The sequence below is a fragment of the Pseudomonas sp. R62 genome (genome assembly GCF_000257605.1).
GTDB lineage: Bacteria > Pseudomonadota > Gammaproteobacteria > Pseudomonadales > Pseudomonadaceae > Aquipseudomonas > Aquipseudomonas atacamensis.
The window spans coordinates 1519796-1535859 of sequence record NZ_JH635998.1 but is presented as its reverse complement, the minus strand read 5'-3'; the positions used below and the strand labels follow the sequence as shown (position 1 = coordinate 1535859).

Genomic DNA, 16064 nt, shown 5'->3' with positions numbered 1-16064 from the left:
GTGAAAATCCGATCAACAAGGCCTTGCTGGAAAAAGGTCAGGGCGAGCGTGCGCTGGATAAAGTGCTGGATGCGGCGAAAAACGATCCTTCGGTTTACTACCTCGAAGCCTCGATCAATCCCAATGGCGTGGAGATCGGCAAAGTGCTGATGGGTGTGTCCACGGCCTCGGTGGAAACCGATCTGGCCGAGCTCGACAAGCGCTTCCTTGCGCTGATTGCCAGCAGCGATCAACTGGTCGGCGACAGCCTCAAAGGCGCAGCGGCGGACAGCGCCAAGGCAATGCAGGCGCGCCTGCAATCGGCGCAAGCCACCGCTGGCGAAATGAAAGCCAACACCGCACAAACCGTTCAAGACGCTGCCGCGACACTGCGCTGGCGTATCGGCCTTGGCTTGGCACTGGTCGGTTGCGGCGTGCTGCTGTTGCTGGCCGTGGTGCTCGGTCATCGAGTGGTCAATCGTCTGAAAATGCTCAATGCGGCGATGGACGATCTGGCAGCGGGCGAGGGCGATCTGACCAAGCGTGTGCAGATCAACAGCAAGGATGAAATCGGCGACATGGCTTCGGCGGTCAATCGCTTTGTGGATAAATTGCAGCCGATCGTACGCGAGGCGGGCGATGTCGCTCAGCGCACTGGCGTGGAAATCGGCGCGATGACTTTGCGCAACGCTGGCGCCGATGCGGCTGCCGGAATGCAGCGCGATGAAGTTGCAGAAAGCCTTCGCGCGCTGTCGCAAATGGCAGACGAGGCGCAGTCGGAAAGTCAGGCAATGCAGGCGGCGCTCAAGCAGGTTGTCGATATTCGTCAGGCCACCGATGAGAACACTCGTACTTCCGCCAAGGTCGGTAGCCTGATCGAAGCGCTGGCCGGGCAGGTCGATACCGGGGCGAAGGTTATCGAGCGACTGGCGCAGCAGAGCGAGCAGATCGAGGTGGTGTTGACGGTGATTCACGGCATCGCCGAACAGACTAACCTGCTGGCATTGAACGCTGCGATCGAGGCGGCGCGCGCCGGTGAAACCGGGCGTGGGTTTGCCGTGGTGGCGGATGAAGTGCGTGCACTGGCGAGCAAAACGCAGAGCTCGACGGGCGATATTCAAGCGCACATCGTTGCTCTGCAACAGGGCGCACGTGAGGCGGTTGAGGCGATTGGTCAGGCCGGACGGCAGGCCAGCGAAGGTTTGCTGGTCTTGCGCGACAGTGCGCGGTTGCAGCAGTCGGTGCAGGCTTCGGTTGAGCAGGTGCACGCGGCGATCGGTCTGGCGACGCAAGCAGCAGCGCATCAGGCGCAGGGTGCACAGGCAGTGCGTGGGCGCGTCGAAACGATTCATGCACAGGCCGAGAAAGCGGCGCAGGCAGTGGTGGAAACCACGGCCAGTGGCAAGGTGCTGGATGGTCTGGCGGCGCAATTGAAAGCCAGCCTGGGACAATTCCGCGCTTAAGATCAAAAGATCGCAGCCTGCGGCAGCTCCTACAGGGAAACGCAAATTCCGATGTAGGAGCTGCCGAAGGCTGCGATCTTTTAGCGGCTGAGATACATCCGCGTCGTCAGCAGATAAACCGGCAACCCCGAGACCACAATCAACAACGCCGCATAAGGCGCCGCCGCCGCAAACTCGACATTCGCCGTGTGCGCCCAGACTTCGGTCGCCAATGTATTGAGTCCGGTTGGGCTGAGCAGCAACGTTGCCGTCAATTCCTTCATCGCATCAAGAAATACCAGCGCAAACGCTGCGCCCAGTGCCGGGAAAATGATCGGCAAGGTCACCCGGCAAAACGCGGTGAACGACGATGCGCCCAAGGTCCGCGCGGCTTCTTCCAGCTGCGGTGCAGCCTTGTTCAGCGCAGTACGGATCGGCGCCTGCGCCAATGGCAGGAACAGCAGCGCATAGGCGATCAGCAGCAAGCCCGACGTCTGATACAGCACCGGCACGTAATGCAGGGCGAAATACACCAGCGTCAACGCAATCACCAGGCCCGGCAGCGCGTGCAGCAGATAAGGCAGGCGTTCGGCCCAGATTGCCAATTGGCCTTTATAGCGCACCACCAGCAGTCCGACCGGAACGGCCAGCACCAGACACAGCGCCGCGCCGCCCAACGACAGTGCCAGCGAAGACAGCAGCGCCTCAGTGATCGCAGCTACGGGGAACGCCGCCGATGAGCCGACCGCCAGCCAGTAGGCCAACATGCCCAGCGGAACGCCGCTGCCGATAATCGCCAGCAACAGGCAATACAACTGACCGAGCGCCGCCCACGGTCCAAGCTTTACCTGTTCAGCTTGCCGCGCCGCGCCCTGGCCGGTGCGCACATGCCGGCCCTTGCCACGCACGCGCAGCTCCAGCCACAACAGCAGCAGACACAGCGCCAGCAATACCGCCGAAAGCATCGCGGCGTTGGCATTGCTGAATTCCAGTTCGAATTGCTGGTAGATCGCCGTGGTGAAGGTTTGCAGGCCAATGATCGACAGCGCGCCGAATTCCACCAGCATGTGCAGGGCAATCAGCAGCGAACCGGCCAGCAGCGATGGCCACAGCAGCGGCAGGGTGACGCGGAAAAACACGCCCCAGCGATTCTGTCCCAACGTGCGGGCGGATTCTTCGAGGGAGGGATCGAGATTGCGCAGGGTCGCCGCAACTGGCAGGAAGATCAGCGGATACTTCGACAGGCTCATCACCAGAATCGCCCCGCCGAGGCCTTCGAATTGCGCGCTGAGCGAGACCCAGGTGAAGCTGCTGACAAACGCCGGCACCGCAAACGGCAGGCACAGGATCACGCCCCATAGCCGCCGCCCCGGCAGATTGCTGCGCTCCAGCAGCCATGCCAGCGACAGACCTATCACGGCGCAGGTAACCGTCACGCCGACCATCAGTGCCAAGGTGTTGCGCAACAGGCCGAACACATACGGGCGCCACAGCAAATGCAGCGCCTCGGCCCAGCCGGCCTGCCAGGCTTTCAGTCCAACATAGGCTAGTGGCAGCAGGCTCATGACCACCAGTAGCAATACCGGCAGCACCAGCCAGATCGACGGCCGTTTGCGTCGTGGCACGTAACCCCCGCGCGCGGCGGGGGCCGATAACGATGCTGCCATCAGTTCAAGCCAACTTCGCGTTCCAGTTCCAGCGCTTCTTCAGCGTTGCCCAGATCCGCCGGAGTGACGTTCGGCGCTTCCAGTTCGCTGAACGGCTTGAGGCCGCGATCCGATTCCATGCCTTTGTGCAGCGGGTATTCGGCGGTGGTCTGAGTGATCACCCGCTGACCTTCTTCGCTGGCCATGAAGGCGAGGAATTGCTGGGCTTCTTTTGGATGTTTGCTGGATTTCAGCACGGCAGCGCTGGACACGGTGATCAGGCCGCCAGCGTCGCCGCCGGTGAAATAATGCAGCTTGGAGTCGAGCTTGCCTTTCTCGCGTTGCAGGGCGAACCAGTAGTAGTTGTTCACCAGTACGGTAGCGACTTCGCCGTTTTCCACAGCTTTGAGTGCGACCATGTTGTTGCTGTAGGTCTTGCCGAACGCGCGCAGGCCGGTCAGCCATTCTTCGGCGGCGTCACGACCGTGCAGCTTGATGATTGCTACGGCCTGTTCCTGGAAGGCGCCACTGGTCGGAACGAAGCCGACCTTGCCTTGCCACTGCGGCTCGGAGAATTCCATCACCGATTTCGGCAGGTCTTTTTCATCGATCAGTTTCGGGTTGAACGCGACCACGCGTACGCGGGCGGTGACGCCGATCCAGGTACCGTTGGCGGCGACGTATTTTTCCGGCAAAACCGCTAGGGTGGCGTCATCGGCCTTGGCCAGCAGACCCTGTTCGCCGAGGTTATTCAGCGGCGGCGACTCTTCGGTGTAGATCACGTCGGCGGGCGAGCGGTCGCCTTCTTCGATGATCTGGCTCGCGAGCTGGTTGCTGCTGCCTTTGCGCACGTTGACGTGGATGCCAGTCTTGGCTTCGAAAGCCTTGGCAATCGCGTCGCCGACCTCCTTGTGCTGGCCGTTGTAGAGAGTCAGGGAAACCGCATCGGCAGCCTGGGTGAGGGGAGTGGCGAGTGCCAGGCCGAGGAGGGTGAAGGTCAGGCCTCGGCGCAGGGTATTTCGAAACGTCATTCGCAGGGTTCCTCACTGTCGCATTGCAAAAACTTGCAACAATGATAAACGATATTGTTTCTCAAGTGCGCCTTGTGGGGCGACTAGCGATCCTGTAGAGATGGCGAAATTCAGGAAGCCAGAAACGCAAAAACCCGCTTTCGCGGGTTTTTGTGAAATCCAAGGCCTGAACCTTGAATTTGAATTGGTGCCCAGAAGAAGACTCGAACTTCCACGACCGTAAGGTCACCAGCACCTGAAGCTGGCGTGTCTACCAATTTCACCATCTGGGCAATCATCGCAAGCGTTGCCGCTGTTGATGTGGCGCACTATACGGAGGCCTTTTTGATCTGTAAACCCCTGATTTGGTTTTAATAAATCAGTGTGAGCAAAAGCTTTCCCGCAAATGCAAAAAACCCGCTTTCGCGGGTTTTGTGTGAGTGTTGAAACTGATCTAGTCTCAAACTCGAAATTGGTGCCCAGGAGAAGACTCGAACTTCCACGACCGTAAGGTCACCAGCACCTGAAGCTGGCGTGTCTACCAATTTCACCACCTGGGCATCATCGAAAGCGCTTGTGCGTCGTCGATGGCGCGCACTATACGGAGCGTCTTTTTAACTGTAAACCCCTGCCGCAGAAAAAACTGAATTTTTTACCAGCGGCGTTCAAAACGGTGTCGGAGCGTCGATACAAGGCCTTGCACAGCCTTATAGAAGCGGAAATTTCCCGTTTCCCGGCGCCTATGCCAAACTAACCCGTATATAGACAAGGTGAAAACTCTCTAATGGCCGATTGGCAGTCCCTCGATCCCGAGGCCGCTCGTGAAGCGGAAAAATACGAAAACCCTATTCCCAGCCGCGAACTGATCCTGGCGCACCTCGCCGATCGGGGTTCGCCTGCTGCCCGCGAGCAACTGGTCGAAGAGTTTGGTCTGACCACAGAAGACCAGATCGAGGCCCTGCGCCGCCGCTTGCGCGCCATGGAGCGCGACGCTCAACTGATCTACACCCGCCGTGGCACTTACGCGCCGGTCGACAAGCTCGACCTGATCCTCGGCCGCATCAGTGGTCACCGTGACGGTTTCGGCTTCCTGGTGCCGGACGACGGCAGCGACGATCTGTTCATGAGCCCGGCGCAAATGCGTCTGGTGTTCGACGGTGACCGTGCGCTGGCCCGGGTTTCCGGTCTCGACCGTCGTGGTCGCCGTGAAGGCGTGATCGTCGAGGTGGTATCCCGCGCTCACGAAACCATCGTCGGCCGCTACTTCGAAGAAGGCGGCATCGGTTTCGTCGTTGCCGACAATCCGAAGATCCAGCAGGAAGTGCTGGTTACCCCGGGCCGCAACGCCAATGCGCAGATCGGTCAGTTCGTCGAGGTGAAAATCACCCACTGGCCAACGCCGCGCTTCCAGCCGCAAGGCGATGTGGTCGAAGTGGTCGGCAACTACATGGCGCCGGGCATGGAAATCGATGTTGCCCTGCGCACTTACGACATTCCGCACGTCTGGCCTGAAGCGGTTGTGAAAGAAGCCGCCAAGCTCAAGCCGGAAGTTGAAGAAAAAGACAAAGAGAAGCGCATCGACTTGCGCCATCTGCCGTTCGTCACCATCGACGGCGAAGATGCTCGCGACTTCGACGATGCTGTTTATTGCGAAGCCAAACCGGGCAAGTTGCGTCTGTTCTCCGGTGGCTGGAAGTTGTACGTGGCGATTGCCGACGTTTCCAGTTACGTGAAGATCGGCTCGGCGCTGGATAACGAAGCTCAGGTTCGCGGCAACTCGGTGTATTTCCCCGAGCGCGTGATTCCGATGCTGCCCGAGCAACTGTCCAACGGCCTGTGCTCGCTGAACCCGCAAGTCGATCGTCTGGCCATGGTTTGCGAGATGACTATCTCCAAGTCCGGCGAAATGACCGACTACTGCTTCTATGAGGCGGTGATCCATTCCCACGCTCGTCTGACCTACAACAAGGTCAGCGCGATGCTGGAAACGCCGAAGGCTACCGAAGCGCGCAAACTGCGCGGCGAGTACACCGACGTCGTGCCGCACCTCAAACAGCTCTACGCGTTGTACAAGGTGTTGCTGGCCGCCCGTCACGTACGTGGCGCGATCGATTTTGAAACCCAGGAAACCCGGATCATCTTCGGCTCCGAGCGCAAGATCGCCGAAATCCGTCCGACCGTGCGCAACGATGCGCACAAGCTGATCGAGGAGTGCATGCTGGCCGCCAACGTGGCCACTGCCGAATTCCTCAAGAAGCACGAAATTCCTGCGCTGTATCGTGTTCACGCCGGTCCGCCGCCAGAGCGTCTGGAAAAACTGCGCGCGTTCCTCGGTGAGCTCGGCCTGTCCCTGCACAAAGGCAAGGACGGTCCGTCGCCGAAGGATTATCAGGCTTTGCTCGCGAGCATCAAGGATCGTCCGGATTTCCACCTGATCCAGACTGTGATGCTGCGCTCATTGAGCCAAGCGGTGTACAGCGCTGAAAACGACGGGCACTTCGGCCTGAATTACGAAGCCTATACCCACTTCACCTCGCCGATCCGTCGTTATCCGGACCTGCTAACGCACCGTGCGATCCGCAGCGTGATCCATTCGAAACAAGACACCCCGCACGTTCGTCGTGCCGGGGCGATGACCATTCCGAAAGCGCGTATCTATCCGTACGACGAAGCGGCGCTGGAGCAGCTTGGCGAGCAGTGCTCGATGAGCGAGCGCCGTGCCGACGAAGCGACCCGCGACGTGGTGAACTGGCTCAAGTGCGAGTTCATGAAGGATCGCGTTGGCGAGTCGTTCCCGGGCGTGATCACCGCAGTGACCGGTTTTGGTCTGTTCGTCGAACTGACCGATATCTACGTCGAAGGCCTGGTGCACGTCACCGCATTGCCGGGCGATTACTACCACTTCGATCCTGTGCATCACCGCTTGGCGGGCGAGCGCACCGGTCGCAGTTTCCGTCTTGGCGACACCGTTGAAGTACGCGTCATGCGCGTCGACCTCGATGAGCGCAAGATCGACTTCGAGATGGCTGAGAAAACCATCAGCGCGCCGATTGGTCGCAAGAAACGTGGCACCGAAACCGCTGCGCCTGCTGCCAAGGCTGCGCAAGAAAAGGCTCCAGCGAAAACCGCCAGCCGTCGTCCGGCCAAGGAAAAGGTCGCCGAAGCCTATCGCCCGAGCGACGCCGTGGCGAAAAACGCCGAGCTGCGCAAAAGCCGTGAATTGAAGAAGGCCCTGCTGGCCGATGCGAAAAACGGTGGTAAAGCGGCGTCCGGGGGAAAGACCGGACGGTCGGCGCCTGACAGAGCGACCGACGGCAAGCCAGCCAAGCCGAGCAAACACCGTAAGGGCCCGCCAAAAGCGGGTTCCGCTCCAGCCAAAAGTGGCGGGGCGCGTAAACCGAAGGCGAAGTCATGAGTCAGTTGGAAAAAATCTACGGCGTTCACGCGGTAGAAGCGTTGCTGCGTCACCACCCAAAGCGCGTCAAGCAGATATGGTTGGCGGAAAGCCGCAACGATCCGCGCGTGCAAACGCTGGTCGAGCTGGCCAATGAAAACCGTGTTCAGGTCGGCCAGGCCGAGCGCCGCGAAATGGACGCCTGGGTTGAAGGCGTGCACCAGGGCGTGGTCGCGGAAGTCAGCCCGAGCCAGGTCTGGGGCGAAGCGATGCTCGACGAGTTGCTTGATCGCACCGAAGGCGCGCCGCTGTTGCTGGTGCTCGACGGTGTGACCGATCCGCACAACCTCGGCGCCTGCCTGCGCTCGGCCGATGCGGCCGGTGCGCTGGCAGTGATCGTGCCGAAGGACAAGTCGGCCACGCTGAGTCCGGTGGTGCGTAAAGTCGCCTGCGGCGCCGCGGAAGTGATTCCGCTGGTGGCCGTGACCAACCTGGCGCGCACGTTGGAAAAACTCCAGCAGCGCGGTTTGTGGGTAGTCGGCACCGCAGGTGAAGCCGAGGTCAGCATTTATGACCAGGACCTCACCGGCCCGACCATCCTGATCATGGGAGCCGAAGGCAAAGGCATGCGCCGCCTGACCCGCGAGCATTGCGACTATCTGGTGAATCTGCCGATGGCCGGCAGCGTCAGTAGCCTCAACGTGTCGGTCGCCACTGGCGTGTGCCTGTTCGAAGCCCAGCGCCAGCGCGGTGCGAAGGCCAAGGCTGCCGCAAAGAAATAAGCTTCACGCAATCAACTGTGGGAGCGAGCCTGCTCGCGAAGAGGTGTGTCAGTCGACGTCATTGTTGCCTGACAGGCCGCATTCGCGAGCAGGCTCGCTCCCACATTCGGTTACGGTGTCTGGAAGATCGGTGGTTGTTCAAATAATCACCAATTGCCTTGCGCCCCCGCAGTCCCTTCTCTACAATTGCGCCCCTTGCTGTGACGGCAGGCACGCATGTGCCCCGCGCCAGCAAGTCCATAAGTGTCATTCACTCCTTGTCTGACCGTTTTTGAGCGGCAGGCTACAACCCGTAAGGAGCATTCATGCGTCATTACGAAATCATCTTTCTGGTCCACCCGGATCAGAGCGAGCAAGTCGGCGGCATGGTTGAGCGTTACACCAAGCTGATCGAAGAAGACGGCGGCAAAATCCACCGTCTGGAAGACTGGGGCCGTCGTCAACTGGCCTACGCAATCAACAATGTTCACAAGGCTCACTACGTGATGCTGAACGTTGAGTGCACTGGCAAGGCCCTGGCCGAGCTGGAAGACAACTTCCGCTACAACGATGCAGTGATCCGTAACCTGGTCATCCGTCGCGACGAAGCCGTTACCGGCCAGTCCGAGATGCTCAAGGCTGAAGAAAACCGCAGTGAGCGCCGTGAGCGTCGCGACCGTCCTGAGCACGAAGGCGCCGAAGGCACCGACAGTGATGACAGCGACAACAGCGATAACGCTGACGAGTAATCCACGGACCTTATTAAGGAGCCTATCAAATGGCACGTTTCTTCCGTCGTCGTAAATTCTGCCGCTTCACCGCTGAAGACGTGAAAGAGATCGATTACAAAGATCTCAACACTCTGAAAGCCTACGTATCCGAGACCGGCAAAATCGTTCCAAGCCGCATCACCGGTACCAAAGCTCGTTATCAGCGTCAGCTGGCCACCGCTATCAAGCGCGCCCGCTTCCTGGCCCTGCTGGCCTACACCGACAGCCACGGCCGCTGAGACCGGGCAGTCGACAAGTAGCAAAGGATTGAATGCATGCGCGCCTTAGCTGAGTTCATCATGCGAGGCCGAATGCAGGCCACTCTCGTGGTGGCCGGATGTGCAACATTGCCGTTGTTGTATTGGTTGGGTGCTGCCGCCGGGAGCCTTGTGCTGCTGCGGCGCGGATTGACGGACGCCCTGGGCGTTCTGTCACTGGGACTGCTGCCGGCATTGATCTGGTGGCTGTATGCCGATGACCCACGGGCACTTCTGGTGCTGCTGGGGTCTTCGGGGCTTGCGTTGGTTTTGCGCGCAAGCGAATCCTGGGTCCGCACGCTGCTGGTCAGCGTAGTGATCGGAGTGGTGTTTTCAGTGGTGCTCGGGGTCGCGTTTGCGGCCCAGATCGAGATGCTCGCGCAGGCCCTCATAAAGGTCATGCCGGCGCTTCTTGGTGAGACCTACAAGCAATTGTCGGTTGATGAGCAAGCGCGTTTCGCGTCCCTGATTGCACCGGTCCTGACCGGACTGATTGCGGCCTTGTTGCAGATCGTCAGCGTGCTGAGCCTGATTGTCGGGCGGCATTGGCAGGCGTTGTTGTACAACCCGGGTGGTTTCGGTCGCGAGTTTCGCGCCATCCGCATCCCGCTGGGGCCGGCGATGTTACTGCTGGCGTTGATGCTTCTGGGCCCGAATCTCGGTGCACAGATGGCCATGTTGACGCCGTTGTGCAGTGTACCGCTGGTGTTCGCCGGGCTGGCCCTGATTCACGGGCTGGTCGGGCAGAAGCGATTGGCCGGTTTCTGGCTGGTGGGGTTGTACGTCACGCTGCTGTTGTTCATGCAGCTGATCTATCCGTTGCTCGTGGTTCTGGCCATTGTCGACAGCCTGATTGATTTTCGCGGTCGTCACGTGTCGAAAGACACCGACAGCGCGAACGGTGAAGGTTAAAAGTTAGAGGATTTTCACATGCAACTGATCCTTCTGGAAAAAATCGCCAACCTGGGCAACCTGGGCGACAAAGTAAACGTTAAGGCCGGTTACGGCCGTAACTACCTGCTGCCTTTCGGCAAGGCTACCGCTGCGACCGCTGCCAACCTGGCTGCGTTCGAAGAGCGTCGCGCCGAGCTGGAAAAAGCCGCCGCAGACCGTAAGGCATCGGCTGAAAGCCGTGCTGCCCAACTGGCCGAGCTGGAAGTGACCATCACTGCCACCGCTGGCGACGAAGGCAAGCTGTTCGGTTCGATCGGTACTCACGACATCGCTGACGCACTGACCGCCTCCGGCGTTGAAGTGCAGAAGAGCGAAGTTCGTCTGCCGAACGGCACCATCCGCAACGTGGGTGAATTCGACGTGGCCGTGCACCTGCACGCCGAAGTTGAAGCCACCGTACGCGTTGTCGTGGTAGCAGCTTAAGCGACACGGATCGGCTGGCGGCTTGTCCGTCAGGCGGTTAACATCGGGCACGATCCTGTTTACAGGTCGTGCCCTTTGTCTTTCTGAATTCCCTGCTTTTCACTAATACTCAAGTGGCCATGAACGATATCTCCGCTCCCGAGCAATACGATCTGCAAACCGCTGCCCTGAAGGTGCCGCCGCATTCCATCGAGGCTGAACAGGCCGTACTCGGTGGTCTGATGCTGGACAACAACGCCTGGGAACGCGTGCTCGATCAAGTCTCCGACGGCGATTTCTATCGACATGACCACCGCCTGATCTTCCGCGCGATCGCCAAACTGGCCGATCAGAACTCGCCGATCGACGTCGTGACCCTTGCCGAACAACTCGACAAGGAAGGCCAGACGTCGCAAGTCGGCGGCCTCGGTTATCTTGGCGAACTGGCAAAAAACACCCCGTCCGTCGCCAACATCAAGGCCTATGCGCAGATCGTCCGCCAGCGTGCGACGTTGCGCCAACTGATCGGCATCAGCACCGAGATTGCAGACAGCGCCTTCAACCCGGAAGGTCGCACCGCTGAAGAAATCCTCGACGAAGCCGAACGGCAGATCTTCCAGATCGCCGAAGCGCGGCCCAAGACCGGCGGCCCGGTCGGCGTCAATGAGCTGCTGACCAAGGCCATCGACCGCATCGACACGTTGTTCAACACCGCCGACGCGATCACCGGTCTGTCTACGGGTTACACCGACCTCGATGAGAAGACCAGCGGCTTGCAGCCGTCCGACCTGATCATTGTCGCCGGCCGACCGTCGATGGGTAAAACCACCTTCGCGATGAACCTGGTGGAAAACGCCGTGTTGCGCAGCGAAAAAGCGGTGCTGGTTTACTCGCTCGAGATGCCAGGCGAATCGCTGATCATGCGTATGCTGTCTTCGCTCGGCCGAATCGATCAGACCAAAGTGCGTTCCGGCCAACTCGAAGACGACGACTGGCCGCGCCTGACGTCGGCGGTCAATCTGCTCAACGACCGCAAACTGTTCATCGATGACACCGCCGGCATCAGCCCGTCGGAAATGCGCGCGCGCACTCGTCGTCTGGTGCGTGAGCACGGCGATGTCGGCCTGATCATGATCGACTACCTGCAACTGATGCAGATTCCCGGGTCCAGCGGTGACAACCGCACCAACGAGATTTCCGAGATCTCGCGATCCCTGAAAGCCCTGGCCAAGGAATTCAACTGTCCGGTAGTGGCGCTGTCGCAGCTCAACCGTTCCCTCGAACAGCGCCCGAACAAACGCCCGGTGAACTCCGACTTGCGGGAATCCGGAGCGATCGAGCAGGACGCCGACGTAATCATGTTCGTTTACCGCGACGAGGTGTATCACCCGGAAACCGAGCACAAGGGCATCGCCGAAATCATCATCGGCAAGCAGCGTAACGGCCCGATCGGTTTCATTCGGCTGGCGTTCATCGGTAAATACACGCGCTTCGAAAACCTCGCACCGGGCAGTTACAACTTCGACGACGACGAATGACAGCAGGCCGGATCATCCGGCTGCTGTCGTGGCCTGCTTCAATCGGCCGAAACTGCCGTCTCGCTGCTGGCAGGCTTTTCAACTGCCTCACCGGGGCGAATTTCCTCGCGCGTCAGTGACTGGATCAGGATCGCTTCGCTAATGGCCAACTGTGCAGTGACGTCATTGGTTTGCGCGTCGTATTCGGCCCGGGTCAGTACTTTTTTCGCGAATTGCTCGTCCAGTGCCGCCTGTCTCTGTTGATAAGGTTGACGTGCGGCGTCGAACCGGGACGGATATTTGTGCGTGATGAAGTCCTGCCAGAATTCCATCGATACCAGAGCCTGAAATTCTTCGGGGGAGCCGTTCAAGGCGATGACTTTGCGGTAGGCGACCTCCAGCATGGGCGGTGTGACGCCGGCCATGCCGATAAAGGACAGGGTCTGCGGCTGAAACGGCAACTGCAGCCGATCCTTGAGGCCAAAGCGGTAGGCCATGGTCATTTCATGCGGGTCGCTCAGGCGCAGGCGCTGGGTATTGCGCTCACGCGCTGGAGCCTGTGGATCGTTGGCGATTGTCCTGCTCGCAGCGATATCTGCTGCGGCCAGTTCATCGACCTGCCTTAGCCTGAACAGACTTCTGGACAGATCCACCAGGCGAGTGCCATCCCCGTCTTGCCTTGCCTGCACTTTGGCCGTATGCGTCATGGTCAGCACTTGCAGGTCAGTAAACGTGGCGGCGGCAAGGTCAGTGCAGCCGGCTTCGCAGGCGCGATCGAACACATCTCTGCGCAGAGCGCGTGATTGCACGTTGTTCTCGCTGATGGCATCGACCACGTCCCAGACCTGCCGACGGAAATCGGGGTGGTGGCCGAGTCTGGAAATGATGTTGAAAAAGCCATCCGAGCCGTCCTGTGCTTTCAGTCTGTCCAGCTGCGCGGTGCGTTTCGTCGCCTCGGTTGCCGTCATACCGATGGTCAACTGCGGATAGGCCGACGCAGCGTTCATCAGCGCCGGCTGTGGGCGGGCTGCGGGGCAGAAGTGGTCAGCAGGTTCAGAGGATTGTAAAGCGATGTTGCGGAGTGGCGCAGCCGCTCACTGTAGCCGGCCAGGCGTTCTCGAGTGTATTCGTTCAGGGGGTTATCGCTTATCTGAGTGCCGCTGTTGACCTGAATCGAATGCCTCAGGCGATCCGCTGCCGGTGCGACGACAAAGCTGGGCAGGTTCGTGATCCGGTTGTTGTTCAGAAGTATCCTGCCCAACAGGGGCTGGTCGAACAGTCCGGCTGGCCAGCTTCCGATGCCGGTGTTTGACATGTCGACTTCGCGGATATCAGTGATCGCGCTGAAATCCGGGCTCACGTTCAAGTGCGGGTTGTCGTGTATCCACAAGGCCCTCAAGGTCGTTCTTCCGGCCAGTATCTGCGCGGTCTCGGCGGTCAGTTCGAGTTGATTCCCCTGCAGGAACAGACGGGTCATCCCGTGCATTTCGCCGATGGCCGGCGGGAGATCCCTGAGACGATTGTTGGCCATGTTCAGCCAGCGCAGATGGCGGAAGCGGGTCAGAAAACCTTCCGGGGATTCGGTGAGATTCATGTTGTTGAGTTTGAGCGAGCCGACATGGCTGAAGTCGGTATTCAGATCCGGCAGGGTCGGCAACGTGAGGCCGCTCAAATCCAGTTCCAGACCTATCGGCGTGCCGTCGAAGGCGTGTTTCTGCGGCGTTTCACGTCGCCAGCAACTGATGATCCGATCCCGTGCCTCGATGCGCTCATTGCGGGTTTGGGTGTTGATCTGCAACTGATTGACGCGGATATAGCGCAGAGGATTGCTGCCTCCCGAAAAAACCCAGTTATCCAGCTGGTTTTTCAACACGGCGAAATCCTGCTCGAGCTCCAACAGCCTGGTCGCGACAGTGGCCTTGTCATGGTTCCAGATAAACTCCCGGCATTCCTTGATGCTTTTGCTCGGAAACAGTTTTCGGTAGCGCTGCGCGCGCGAGTTCTCACTGTCGAATACAGCGGGGTGGGCCGGAGTCATCAACTGCGGATGCAGTTCGTTGAGTTTTCGCCAGTAGCGATCGAACTTCCTCCAGTAAGGCGAAGGGAAGTCATTGCCTTCAAGCAGCGTGTGGTTGTTGATCCGCGCGACCACAGCCAATTGATCGGCTGGCGGGTTGATGTGTGCGTCGGGGACTTCGCGCAGTTTATTGTTGCTGAGGTCGAGGCCGGTCAAGGTGATCTTGTCAGCCAGGCCGATGGGCCACTCACTGATGCCGGTGTTCTTCAGGCCCAGTGTCTGCAGCCCGGACATCGCACTGAAATCGGGCAGCATCTGGAGTGGGTTGTTCGACAGGTCGATGCTGACCAACTGATGCAATGCACTCAATGCACCAGCGCTGTTCTCATCGAGTTTTATCTGGTTTGAGGTCAGATTCAGGTGGGTGAGCCGGCTCATCGCGCTGATCTCTGCGGGCAATTTTTCCAGACCGCAATGGCTGATCGTCACGTTCTCCAGATTCGGCAACCGCGACAGGAACGTGTCGGCAGTGTCGGACCAGACTACGCTATCAAGAGTGAGCAACGTCAACCGACTGAAGTCGGCAGTCAGTGGTGGTAGCTGTCCTTTCAGTGGTGGCAGCGCAAGGTGCGGCGATTGCTGGAGCCAGCAGTCCTTGATGATCCGGGCAATGTGTTCTGCCCGAGCCTTTTCCCGGCCGGCCACGCTGGATGTTCCCGGCTGGCTGTCGGCGACGTAGGCCAGCAGTTGCGCATCGAGCGCCTTGAACTCTGCGAAACGCTGGCTGATCGTGGCTTCTGCACTGTCCCCCAGGCCAATCAGGTATTCCCGGGCGGTTTGTGGCGTTTTGTCCGGATACATCTGCAGCAGCATGGCGACTTCAGGGATGTCGCCATCAATCCGGAATGCACCTGTGCGTGCGCTGTTGATCAGTGCCGGATATTCCGCCGTAACCCGCTGCCAGTAGACTTCCAGCCGCCGCCAATAGCCGCTGGCAAAGGGGTTGCCTTCGATCAGGGTGATGCGGTTGATGTTGGCTATGGCGAGCAATTGATCACTCGCCGGGCTGATGACTGTCTGCGGAATTTCACGCAATCGGTTATTGCGCAGATCGAGCGACTCCATCGCCAATTGATGCTGCAATCCGGTTGGCCAGTCATCCAGTTGTGCATTGCGCAGACCCACGGACTTGAGCTCAGGCATGCCGCTGAAATCCGGGGCCTTGCCCAGCGGGTTGTCCGACAGGTCGAGTTTTTCCAGTTGGCTGAGCGAAGCCAGCTCGCTGGCGGTCTGGTCGCTCAGTTCAATGTGGTTCGCTCGCAGGTCCAACTCCTTGAGGGCTGGCATTTGCGCAAGGTTCGCCGGCGGCCTGGCGAGCGCCGAGGCATTGATTTTCAGACGCTCCAGGGCAGTGAACCCCTTGAGGAAGTTTTCGCCCCCCTCCGACCAGGCGACCGCCTGCAAGTGCAGCGTGCGTACATGGCTGAAATCTGCGGACAGCGGAACAATGCCGGCGTCGCCAAGATCCAGTTGCAACGTTGTACCTGTCTGACGTTTCCAGCAGCGCTTGATCTCTTGCGCGGCGCGCTCCACCGAGGGATGGGCCGCCCCGCCGGCCAGCTCACTGGTTTTCAACCAGGTCGCCAGCTCCAGCTTCAGGGTCTTGTATTCATTCTCGAGGCGCGTCAAAAAGCTTGGTACATCGTCACCCTGGGTGCGCAGCAGCGTGCGGATTTGCTCGCTGTCCAGAGATGGATAGAGTTTTCGCAGTCGCGACTGGGGCGTTCGCAGTCGGTTGACCGCAGCATTGAGCCGCTCGCGCAGCCCCGGTGAAGCAGGTTGGTCGGCACTGCCGCGCTGCATCCCGCCGGCCCCGCCGACCACGATGCCCTGCCAGCCCTGATCGGCATCGAAC

The 16064-nt window shown here is 59.8% G+C and carries 12 protein-coding genes and 2 tRNA genes; 8 read left to right on the top strand and 6 right to left on the bottom strand.

The window, feature by feature from the left end:
* On the top strand, positions 1-1442 hold a 1442-nt coding region (locus OQK_RS08170), incomplete at its 5' end, for a methyl-accepting chemotaxis protein (RefSeq protein WP_038860734.1).
* 80 nt (positions 1443-1522) lie between these two features.
* Here the strand turns inward: OQK_RS08170 and OQK_RS08165 are convergent.
* The 4 genes from OQK_RS08165 to OQK_RS08150 form a co-directional block, all read right to left on the bottom strand.
* Positions 1523-3088, bottom strand: coding sequence for an ABC transporter permease (locus tag OQK_RS08165; protein ID WP_016771942.1), 1566 nt, complete (start codon positions 3086-3088; stop codon positions 1523-1525).
* Positions 3088-4098 (bottom strand): extracellular solute-binding protein, encoded by a 1011-nt coding sequence (locus tag OQK_RS08160; RefSeq protein ID WP_016771941.1) that lies wholly within the window; start codon positions 4096-4098, stop codon positions 3088-3090. Before OQK_RS08160 ends, OQK_RS08165 begins: the two co-directional genes overlap by 1 nt.
* Before the next feature lie 185 nt (positions 4099-4283).
* Positions 4284-4370: transfer RNA gene (locus OQK_RS08155), tRNA-Leu, on the bottom strand.
* Positions 4371-4550: 180 nt separating this feature from the next.
* Positions 4551-4637, bottom strand: a tRNA-Leu gene (locus OQK_RS08150).
* A gap of 224 nt (positions 4638-4861) precedes the next feature.
* Here OQK_RS08150 and rnr point away from each other — a divergent pair.
* The 7 genes from rnr (at position 4862) to dnaB (ending at position 12153) form a co-directional block, all read left to right on the top strand.
* Positions 4862-7492 (top strand): ribonuclease R, encoded by a 2631-nt coding sequence (rnr, locus tag OQK_RS08145; protein ID WP_016771940.1) that lies wholly within the window; start codon positions 4862-4864, stop codon positions 7490-7492.
* Complete coding sequence (gene rlmB, locus OQK_RS08140; RefSeq protein WP_016771939.1) at positions 7489-8253, top strand: 23S rRNA (guanosine(2251)-2'-O)-methyltransferase RlmB; 765 nt, start codon at positions 7489-7491, stop codon at positions 8251-8253. The genes rnr and rlmB overlap by 4 nt, the downstream gene beginning before the upstream one ends.
* A 305-nt stretch (positions 8254-8558) precedes the next feature.
* Positions 8559-8981, top strand: a complete 423-nt coding sequence (gene rpsF, locus OQK_RS08135; RefSeq protein WP_016771938.1) for a 30S ribosomal protein S6 — start codon at positions 8559-8561, stop codon at positions 8979-8981.
* A 29-nt stretch (positions 8982-9010) separates the two neighbouring features.
* Positions 9011-9241, top strand: coding sequence for a 30S ribosomal protein S18 (rpsR, locus tag OQK_RS08130; RefSeq protein ID WP_002551829.1), 231 nt, complete (start codon positions 9011-9013; stop codon positions 9239-9241).
* A 36-nt stretch (positions 9242-9277) separates the two neighbouring features.
* Entirely contained in the window at positions 9278-10171 is an 894-nt protein-coding gene (locus tag OQK_RS08125) for a hypothetical protein (protein WP_016771937.1), read from the top strand.
* 18 nt (positions 10172-10189) lie between these two features.
* Entirely contained in the window at positions 10190-10636 is a 447-nt protein-coding gene (rplI, locus tag OQK_RS08120) for a 50S ribosomal protein L9 (RefSeq protein ID WP_003221136.1), read from the top strand.
* A 119-nt stretch (positions 10637-10755) separates the two neighbouring features.
* The gene (gene dnaB / locus OQK_RS08115) at positions 10756-12153 is read left to right on the top strand and encodes a replicative DNA helicase (RefSeq protein ID WP_016771936.1); all 1398 of its coding nucleotides are present in this window, start codon (positions 10756-10758) and stop codon (positions 12151-12153) included.
* Positions 12154-12191: 38 nt separating this feature from the next.
* Here the strand turns inward: dnaB and OQK_RS31080 are convergent, their stop codons facing one another.
* Both OQK_RS31080 and OQK_RS28850 read right to left on the bottom strand, forming a co-directional pair.
* Complete coding sequence (locus OQK_RS31080; RefSeq protein WP_238537158.1) at positions 12192-13112, bottom strand: NEL domain-containing protein; 921 nt, start codon at positions 13110-13112, stop codon at positions 12192-12194.
* Positions 13113-13138: 26 nt separating this feature from the next.
* Positions 13139-16064 (bottom strand): leucine-rich repeat domain-containing protein (locus OQK_RS28850; protein ID WP_016771934.1); only part of this gene is annotated, 2926 nt, incomplete at its 5' end.